Source organism: Mucilaginibacter sp., assembly GCF_028288205.1.
Classification (GTDB): domain Bacteria; phylum Bacteroidota; class Bacteroidia; order Sphingobacteriales; family Sphingobacteriaceae; genus Mucilaginibacter.
The window spans coordinates 1-7,954 of the sequence record NZ_JAQBOD010000001.1 but is presented as its reverse complement, the minus strand read 5'-3'; the positions used below and the strand labels follow the sequence as shown (position 1 = coordinate 7,954).

Genomic DNA, 7,954 nt, shown 5'->3' with positions numbered 1-7,954 from the left:
GTACCGGTTTTGGCTAAAGCCCGTCTATAATTATAATCTTAGCCCGTTGGCTGAAGCCAACGGCAATGAAAAAACTATTTTGCTATCATTGCCGTCACATTTATGTGACGGACCCGTAAAAGAATTAACACCGGCTTTAGCCAAAAAATCGCCATTATGAGTAAATGACCTGTTTGGTACAGTCAATTTTTAAAAGCGATTTCCCTGGAAGAAATCTTATACACACTGCATTGCGGCATGTATGGTGTATAAGATTTTTTCGCTATCGCTCAAGAGGCAGTTCTCCCTACGGTCGAAATGACATTTATTTGTATCTTAGTTAATGCTTTTCACCGAAGACTTTTTGCATTATGTATGGAAATTCCGCTTGTTTGAGCGGGCCAACCTGCAAACTACAACCGGGGATATAATAGAAATATTATCGGCAGGTATGCATAATACAGACTCAGGGCCCGATTTTGGGAATGCACGGATAAAAATTGGTGATACACTATGGGCGGGCAATGTAGAGTTGCACCTCTCCTCTTCTGATTGGAAAAAGCATAAACACTCTAAAGATAATGCTTACGATAATGTGATCCTGCATGTGGTTTACCGTGATGATGAACCGGTAATATTACCTAACGGCCGGCAAATACCAACTCTTGAACTAAAGGACCGTATACCTGATGAATTATTTAACCGTTACCACAACCTGGTATTCGGTACGCAAACAATAATCCCATGCGAGGCGAGCATTGGCAAGCTGGACGACTTTACTTTGAAAACATGGTTTACAAGGGTATTAATTGAGCGCCTGGAAAAGAAATCGACCGCGGTTATTACCGCGCTCAACCTAAACCGAGGCGATTGGGAAGAAACCTTTTATCAATTTTTAGCGGCCAACTTTGGTTTTAAAACCAATGCTGTTCCGTTTGAATTACTGGCAAAATCGTTACCACAAAATATTCTGGCCAAACATAAAAACAACCCGCTTCAAATTGAAGCGTTGATATTTGGGCAAGCAGGATTTTTAAATAATGATCTTACAGATGAATATCCGCGAAAGCTAAAAAAGGAATATGAGTTTCTAAGAAAGAAGTTCAATCTTATACCCATTGACAATCATCTTTGGAAATTTATGCGCATGCGGCCACAAAACTTCCCTACTATAAGGCTGGCACAATTTGCGGCGCTGGTTATTAACTCCAATCACTTATTTTCGAAGGTGTTGGATATTAAAGATGTAAAAAGCCTGCAAAAGTTATTTATTGATATTAAAGTAACCCCCTATTGGGCAGATCATTACCAGTTTGATAAACCATCCAAACCATCATCAAAAAGCATGGGGCAAGCATCGGCCGGGTTATTGCTTTTAAACACATTGGCTCTATTTTTGTTTAGTTATGGTAGGCACAACCAACAGCAATATTATATAGACCGCAGCCTTAAATTATTAGAAAACTTGCCCGGCGAACAAAATAATATTATAGCTGATTTTGATAGCCTTGGTGTAAAAGCAAGTTCGGCGTTCGAGTCGCAGGCATTATTGGAATTAAAAAACTATTATTGTAATTATAAGAAATGCCTGCAATGCGGCGTTGGTAATAAAATACTTAAGTTAGCCTGATTAAATTATGTTACAGCGATTGCTTACTTTTTTTGAACGATACTCTTTTGGGGTTTGCACTTATTTGGGTGAGCGTTTCAATATATCTATCTCTAAAATAAGGCTATTCTTTATTTATGCATCGTTTTTATCTGTTGGATTCCCGCTTATAGTTTATTTTTTTGCCGGCATTGTGTTAGACATCCGCAATTATATTAAACGCGTCAGAGCAAGAACGTCCGACTTTTAGAGCCTCCGCCCAAAACTCCCCGAAAGGGAGAGCTTGAAAATTCAATAAAAAAGTCTTTCCTACCAGGGGAGATTTTAGAGCGACCGAAACTTTTCCCCTATCTTTAGGTTTAGTTATTTACAACCAAACAACATGGCATTTATTGATTATTACCAGGTATTAGGCGTTACTAAAGCTGCCACCGATAAGGATATAAAAAATGCTTACCGAAAGCTTGCCCGTAAATATCATCCGGATCTGAACCCTAACAATTCGGATGCTCATAAGAAATTCCAACAGCTAAACGAGGCTAACGAAGTTTTGAGCGATCCGGAAAAGCGTAAAAAATACGATCAATATGGCGAACACTGGCAGCATGGCGAGCAGTACGAGCAGGCACGTCAGCACCAACACCGGCAACAACACGACTTTGGCGGTGGTGGCAGACAAGCTTTTGATTTTGAAGGATTTGGCAGCGGTGGTAATGATTTTTCAGACTTCTTCCAATCAATGTTTGGCGGGGGTGGCGGCAGCCAGAGGCGCCAGGCCAAATATCGCGGGCAGGATTATAATGCCGAACTGCATCTTGACCTAAAAGAAGCCAGCGAAACCCATAAACAAACACTTACCGTAAACGGCAAAAATATACGCATAACTATACCCGCAGGTGTTGAAAACGGGCAAACTATAAAAATTACCGGTCATGGCGGCCCGGGTGCTAATGGCGGGCCCGGCGGCGACTTGTATATTAAGTTTTTTGTTGCAGATGACCCACGCTTTAAAAGAAAAGGCAGCGACCTGTATAGCACCGTAAAGCTTGACCTTTATACCGCTATATTAGGCGGCGAAATAACTGTTGAGACCCTGACCGGCAAAGTTAAGGTGAAAGTAAAACCCGAAACACAAAACGGCACTAAAGTTAAGTTAAAAGGCAAGGGCCTGCCGCTTTATAAAAAAGAAGGTGAGTTTGGCGATCTGTATATTACCTATGACCTGCAATTACCTGTGAATCTTACCAACAAGCAAAAACAACTGTTTGAAGAACTGGCTAAATCATCTACATAAATTAAAAAGTTATGCGTACAAAGCATTTAATAGCAGCCACTGATTTTTGTGTGTACCACCAGCTGGAGCAAACTTTTATTAACGACTTAAGGGAAGCAGGATTAGTAGAAATAACAGTAGTTAACGAAACCACTTATATCCCCGAAACTGAACTCCAAAAGCTGGAGCGTATGATACGCCTGCATAATGAGTTGGATATTAATGTAGCCGGCATTGGAGCAATTACATATTTATTAGAACGGATTGAGGATATCCAGGAAGAAATACGCTTGTTGAAGAACAGTTTAAAACTGTACGAGTGAATTAACTCACCCCTACTTGTCATTTTTAACACAAACGCAAAGCCATGTTAATTCTAAATGCAAGGTTATGTATATATCTGCATACATAATTCAAACCGGGCTTTAAATAAAATCTATTATTAGCTTATATATTTCTGAACCTAACTATCAATGTTTTATAGCTACATACTACTAATAATTAAACCTCTTGGCATAATGATTGCCTTACCGGCGAGAACAATGATAACAATGTTCATATAATATTACGATTATGAAAATTATAAAACTATCAATAGCAGCAATAATATTAGCCTGCTCATTCCAGGCTGCAAACGCGCAAGTTAGAGTTGGTGTCAGAGTTGGCACCCCTCCTCCACGCCGTGAAGTAGTTGTTGAAAGACCAGTACATCGCGAAGTAATTGTTGATCGTGGCCCCGTACGTAGACGCTATTACAGACATGGTTATAGAAGGCCTGTAGTTGTTACTCGCAATTATTCCCGCCACGAACGTGTTGTAAGAAGACATTACTAATTAAAAAAGCTCCCGTAACCCGCGGGAGCTTTTTTATTACCACTATTATTTCTTTCCTAAAAAGCTTTGCAGCGCCTGTTGTGTAAACTCAGATAATACCAATCTGCCGCTAATTGCAGCTCGTTCATTCAGCAGTTCGTCCCAGTTTTCGGTCCCTTCCCATAATATTTGCTTCAACCCGTTTAATGCTTCGGGATGATAGGAGGCCAGTTTCTGCGCCAACGTATTTAAAGCCTCATCCATATCACCTATGGTAGTGTATACTTCGTTATATAATCCTTTCTCGTTTGCCCAATGTGCCGTTTGAAAATCAATGGCACGAATTGTTAAACGCGAAAATGCTGGCAAACCTATTTTACGTATCACCGCCGGCGAGATAACAAACGGACCAATACCAATAGCCAATTCGCTTAATTTAATGGATGCAGCTTCGGTAGCCAGACAATAATCAGCTGCGGCAGCCAGGCCCACACCTCCGCCTACAGCTTTGCCCTGCACACGGGCAATTATAATTTTTGGCGATTTTCGGCAGGCGTTGATCACCCTGGCAAAGCCTGAGAAAAATAGGGCGCCTGCTTCTTTATCTTTTATTTGTAATAGCTCATCAAAACTTGCGCCCGCGCAAAAAGTGCGTTCTCCCTCGCTTTTTAGTAAGATTACCCTGGTTTTTTCATCGGCACCGGCTTTTGTAATTGTAGCAGTCAGCTCATCTAACAAAGCGGTAGGCAAAGAATTTTGCGCCGGATGGTAAAAGCTGATAGTAGCAACGCCGGTATCGCTAATAATAAGGGTTATATTTCCGTTTGGGTTATCAGGCATGGGTTATTTTAAACTAATATAGATTTAAACAATATCAGAAGTATTTAACATACCTGCAATTTTTTAGCTGGAATTTAATAAATTAGCTTCCAATCATTTTTATGATAACAACAGAAACTGTACGCCAAATTGCCTTAGCCCTACCAGGCACAGAGGAATATGACCATTTTGGCAAACCTGCATTTAAAGCTAATAACCGCATATTTGCTACCATTTGGGTACCAGAACAGCGTGTAATGGTTAAACTGTCGCCTATTGATCAATCTGTTTTTTCTGCATTTAACCCGGCTGTTATTTATCCGGTACCTAATAAATGGGGATTGCAGGGGTGTACCTTTTTTGAATTAAAAGAAGTGCGCCGCGATATGTTGGAGGATGCCTTGAATACCGCATGGCAAGCAGTTACTACAAAAAAATCAGCTAAAAAAAATCACAAATAAACTATTATGAGCGCGCCACCAAACTTTGAATTTGTACCACCGGCAATTGTGCAAAAATTAGCTGCAATGAACCGTTACACCCTGCTTATTTTAACCAAAGGCGAAAACTTTGACCACGAGGACACCCGCAAAATAATACAAAGTGAGCACCTGCCCTACACCTTTAAACTGCGCGAGGAAGGAAAGCTATTAATAACCATGCCTGTAAATGATGATACGACTATACGGGCAATAGGCATATATGCATCCACTGATAAAGCCGAAGTTGAGGAAATGATTAAACAGGACCCGGCGATTATAAAAGGAGTATTTACTTATGAGTTATTAAGTACAGTAGGTTTAAAAGGCGATACATTAATATAGCATTGTGAAAAATAAAATGAAAGCTTCATATATGGCCTTTTTAGCAATAACTGTGTGGTTTGCTTTGGGTCTTCAGTTCTATATTTCAACCGTAAAGTATATGGCGGATGGCCGCACATTTGGCGGTGCCATTGTACAGCTATTAAGTTATTTCACCATTCAAAATAATATATTGATAGCACTGTCGCTTACTGTAATTTTGTTATGGCCCGCATCTGTATGGGCAAAATTCTTTTCAAAATTTGAAACGTTAACCGCTATGGTTCTTTATATAACTATAGTGGGTTTGGTTTATCAATTAATATTAAGGCAACAAGGTACCAAATACGGTTTGTTTAAATTAGCCGATGAAATATTTCACTCTGTTAGCCCTGTGTTGTTTATTTTATTCTGGCTCTTTTTTGTACCCAAAGGCAACCTGCAATGGAGCAAAGCATTTACCTGGCTTATCTATCCGTTAATCTATCTGATTTATATCCTTATACGTGGCGCTGTCTCAGGCTTTTATCCTTATAACTTTATTGATGCCAACCTTATCAGTTATCAACAAATGGCTATCAACGCTGTGTTGCTTTTATTTGCATTTTTAGCTGTCGGTACATTTTTTATTGCTATTGACCGGTTCTTAAAAAAAGAAATAATTCTGCACCATCATATAAAATATTAAACTTTTCTGTATTGGCATGGTCTTTATAATATATAAAGACAAATAAAACTCAATGCTATGAAAAAGTATGTTATAAAAATGGTTACACTGTTAGTATTTGCCTCAGTAACCATTACAAGCTGTTCCCTTGAATACCGTCAGCGCAGAATGCACGAACGTGATAATGATCGGGGCCGTGACAATGACCGCAATCGTGACCATGACAACAACGACCATCACTATGATAACGCGCATCGCTATTAATACACTAAATTAATACATTGTAAAACTCCCGCTAAATGGTGGGAGTTTTTTTATTTATAATGAGACGCTATATTGGGCTAAATTTTACGCGCTAATTACCTTTCCTTTTATAAATTGCAAGCTTTATATTACCCGATGCATAGAGGTGGCTTTTTAACTTTTTTTTTAATAATTTCAGCAATAAGTTTGTTGTTTGACTGGTATGTTTTTACAGGCCTGAAAACTTTTACTAACGATTGGCACTCGCAACGTTTGCGGCAGGTGGTGCTTTACGGCTTCCTGCTTGTTTCGGTTGGTGTAACCCTTTTGTTTTTGCTGGGTTTTGGCAGCTTTAGTACCGCAAAAGGCATGACACCATTCCACGAGTGGATGCTTAGCCTTTTCTTAACATTTTTTATTACCAAGGTGTTTTTTGTGCTCATACTATTTTTGGGCGATACAGGACGTCTGTTTGTTGGGATATTTAATACCGTAAACAAAACTCAGGATCAGGTAAGCCATTCTTATTTTCCCGGTCGGCGTAAATTCATCAGTGAATTAGCTATACTGATTGCCGCGTTTCCATTCTTTGGCTTTTTTTATGCCATGTTTAGGGGTAAGTATGATTATAAGGTGCACCGCCAAACATTATACTATGATGACCTGCCCGATGCTTTTGATGGTTTTACCATTACCCAGTTATCTGATATCCACTCGGGCAGTTTTGATAATGTGGATGCTATGCAGCGGGGCATTGACCTTGCACAATCGCAAAAAAGCGATTTGTTTGTTTTTACCGGCGACCTGGTTAACAATGCCGCCTGGGAGATAGAACAGTACATTAGCAATTTTAGCATGCTAAGAGCGCCATACGGGCAGTTTTCCATACTGGGTAATCATGACTATGGCGATTATATCCATTGGGACAGTGAACAGGAAAAGGCCGCCAACCTGGATAAGTTAAAACAGCACCATAAAGATTTAGGGTACCGCCTGCTGCTGGATGAAAATGTGGTGATTGAAAAAAACGGGCAGAAAATATCATTGATCGGCGTGCAAAACTGGGGGAAAGGTTTTATAAAAGTTGGCAATTTAGATAAGGCCCTTCAAGGTGTAGATCAAAACACATTTAAAGTATTGTTATCTCATGACCCTACCCATTGGGAGGAGCAGGTGCGTTATAACCCGGCGAATATTCATTTAACACTTTCGGGTCACACACACGGCGCGCAGTTTGGTGTGGAGGTTGCGGGGTTTAGGTGGAGCCCCGTACAATACCGCTATTTAGACTGGGCAGGGTTGGTAAACGAAAAGAACCGCTATCTGTATGTAAACCGCGGCTTTGGTTTCCTGGCATTTTCTGGCAGGTTAGGTATTTGGCCCGAGATAACGGTTATTACCTTAAAGAAGAAAACAGCCTGATAATATTAAGGTGTTGCAAATGCAGCAATAAACCTATACCCGTTATATTATTACTGTACTGTACCACGAACACGTTGATGCACTTGGGTACACCCTGGTACACCCAAAATTGCAATTTGCTTAAAATCAAAGGTTTAATACCGTTTGCATAAGAATTTATGCTATTAAGATGCTGATTTTTAGTCGTACCCATGACTTTTTCTTCCTGTTTTTTAACTTATTTCCTCAAAATCCAATCGCTAAACACGTTAAATAGTGCATCTTCCCAGACTCATCTTATTACGATCTACTGGTCTCCGTAGAAACTAAACTCATAGAGATTACAA

The 7,954-nt window shown here is 39.8% G+C and carries 9 protein-coding genes; 8 read left to right on the top strand and 1 reads right to left on the bottom strand.

All coding sequences use genetic code 11. From position 1 onward, the window contains the following. The first annotated feature begins 322 nt into the window (after positions 1-322). The 4 genes from JWR23_RS00045 to JWR23_RS00030 all read left to right on the top strand — a co-directional run bounded on the left by JWR23_RS00045 (position 323) and on the right by JWR23_RS00030 (position 3,184). Positions 323-1,609 (top strand): DUF2851 family protein, encoded by a 1,287-nt coding sequence (locus JWR23_RS00045; protein ID WP_299511379.1) that lies wholly within the window; start codon positions 323-325, stop codon positions 1,607-1,609. 7 nt (positions 1,610-1,616) lie between these two features. Beyond that, positions 1,617-1,838, top strand: a complete 222-nt coding sequence (locus JWR23_RS00040) for a PspC domain-containing protein (protein ID WP_299511378.1) — start codon at positions 1,617-1,619, stop codon at positions 1,836-1,838. 132 nt (positions 1,839-1,970) lie between these two features. Next, positions 1,971-2,882: a J domain-containing protein gene (locus JWR23_RS00035; RefSeq protein ID WP_299511377.1), complete on the top strand. Its 912-nt coding sequence runs from the start codon at positions 1,971-1,973 to the stop codon at positions 2,880-2,882. Positions 2,883-2,893: 11 nt separating this feature from the next. Further along, a complete protein-coding gene (locus JWR23_RS00030) occupies positions 2,894-3,184 on the top strand; it encodes a chaperone modulator CbpM (protein WP_299511376.1) in 291 nt (96 codons plus the stop codon). Positions 3,185-3,740: 556 nt separating this feature from the next. Here JWR23_RS00030 and JWR23_RS00025 read toward each other — a convergent pair. After that, positions 3,741-4,514, bottom strand: a complete 774-nt coding sequence (locus JWR23_RS00025; RefSeq protein ID WP_299511375.1) for an enoyl-CoA hydratase/isomerase family protein — start codon at positions 4,512-4,514, stop codon at positions 3,741-3,743. A 101-nt stretch (positions 4,515-4,615) separates the two neighbouring features. Here JWR23_RS00025 and JWR23_RS00020 point away from each other — a divergent pair, with 101 nt between their 5' ends. From JWR23_RS00020 to JWR23_RS00005, 4 genes are all read left to right on the top strand, one after another. Continuing rightward, entirely contained in the window at positions 4,616-4,954 is a 339-nt protein-coding gene (locus tag JWR23_RS00020; protein ID WP_299511374.1) for an MmcQ/YjbR family DNA-binding protein, read from the top strand. A 6-nt stretch (positions 4,955-4,960) separates the two neighbouring features. After that, positions 4,961-5,317, top strand: coding sequence for a hypothetical protein (locus JWR23_RS00015; RefSeq protein ID WP_299511373.1), 357 nt, complete (start codon positions 4,961-4,963; stop codon positions 5,315-5,317). Between the two features lie 16 nt (positions 5,318-5,333). Continuing rightward, positions 5,334-5,984 carry a Pr6Pr family membrane protein gene (locus JWR23_RS00010; protein ID WP_299511372.1) on the top strand — a complete coding sequence of 217 codons (651 nt, stop codon included), beginning with the start codon at positions 5,334-5,336 and terminating at the stop codon, positions 5,982-5,984. A 378-nt stretch (positions 5,985-6,362) separates the two neighbouring features. Next, positions 6,363-7,628, top strand: coding sequence for a metallophosphoesterase (locus tag JWR23_RS00005; RefSeq protein WP_299511371.1), 1,266 nt, complete (start codon positions 6,363-6,365; stop codon positions 7,626-7,628). The last annotated feature ends 326 nt before the right edge of the window (positions 7,629-7,954 follow it).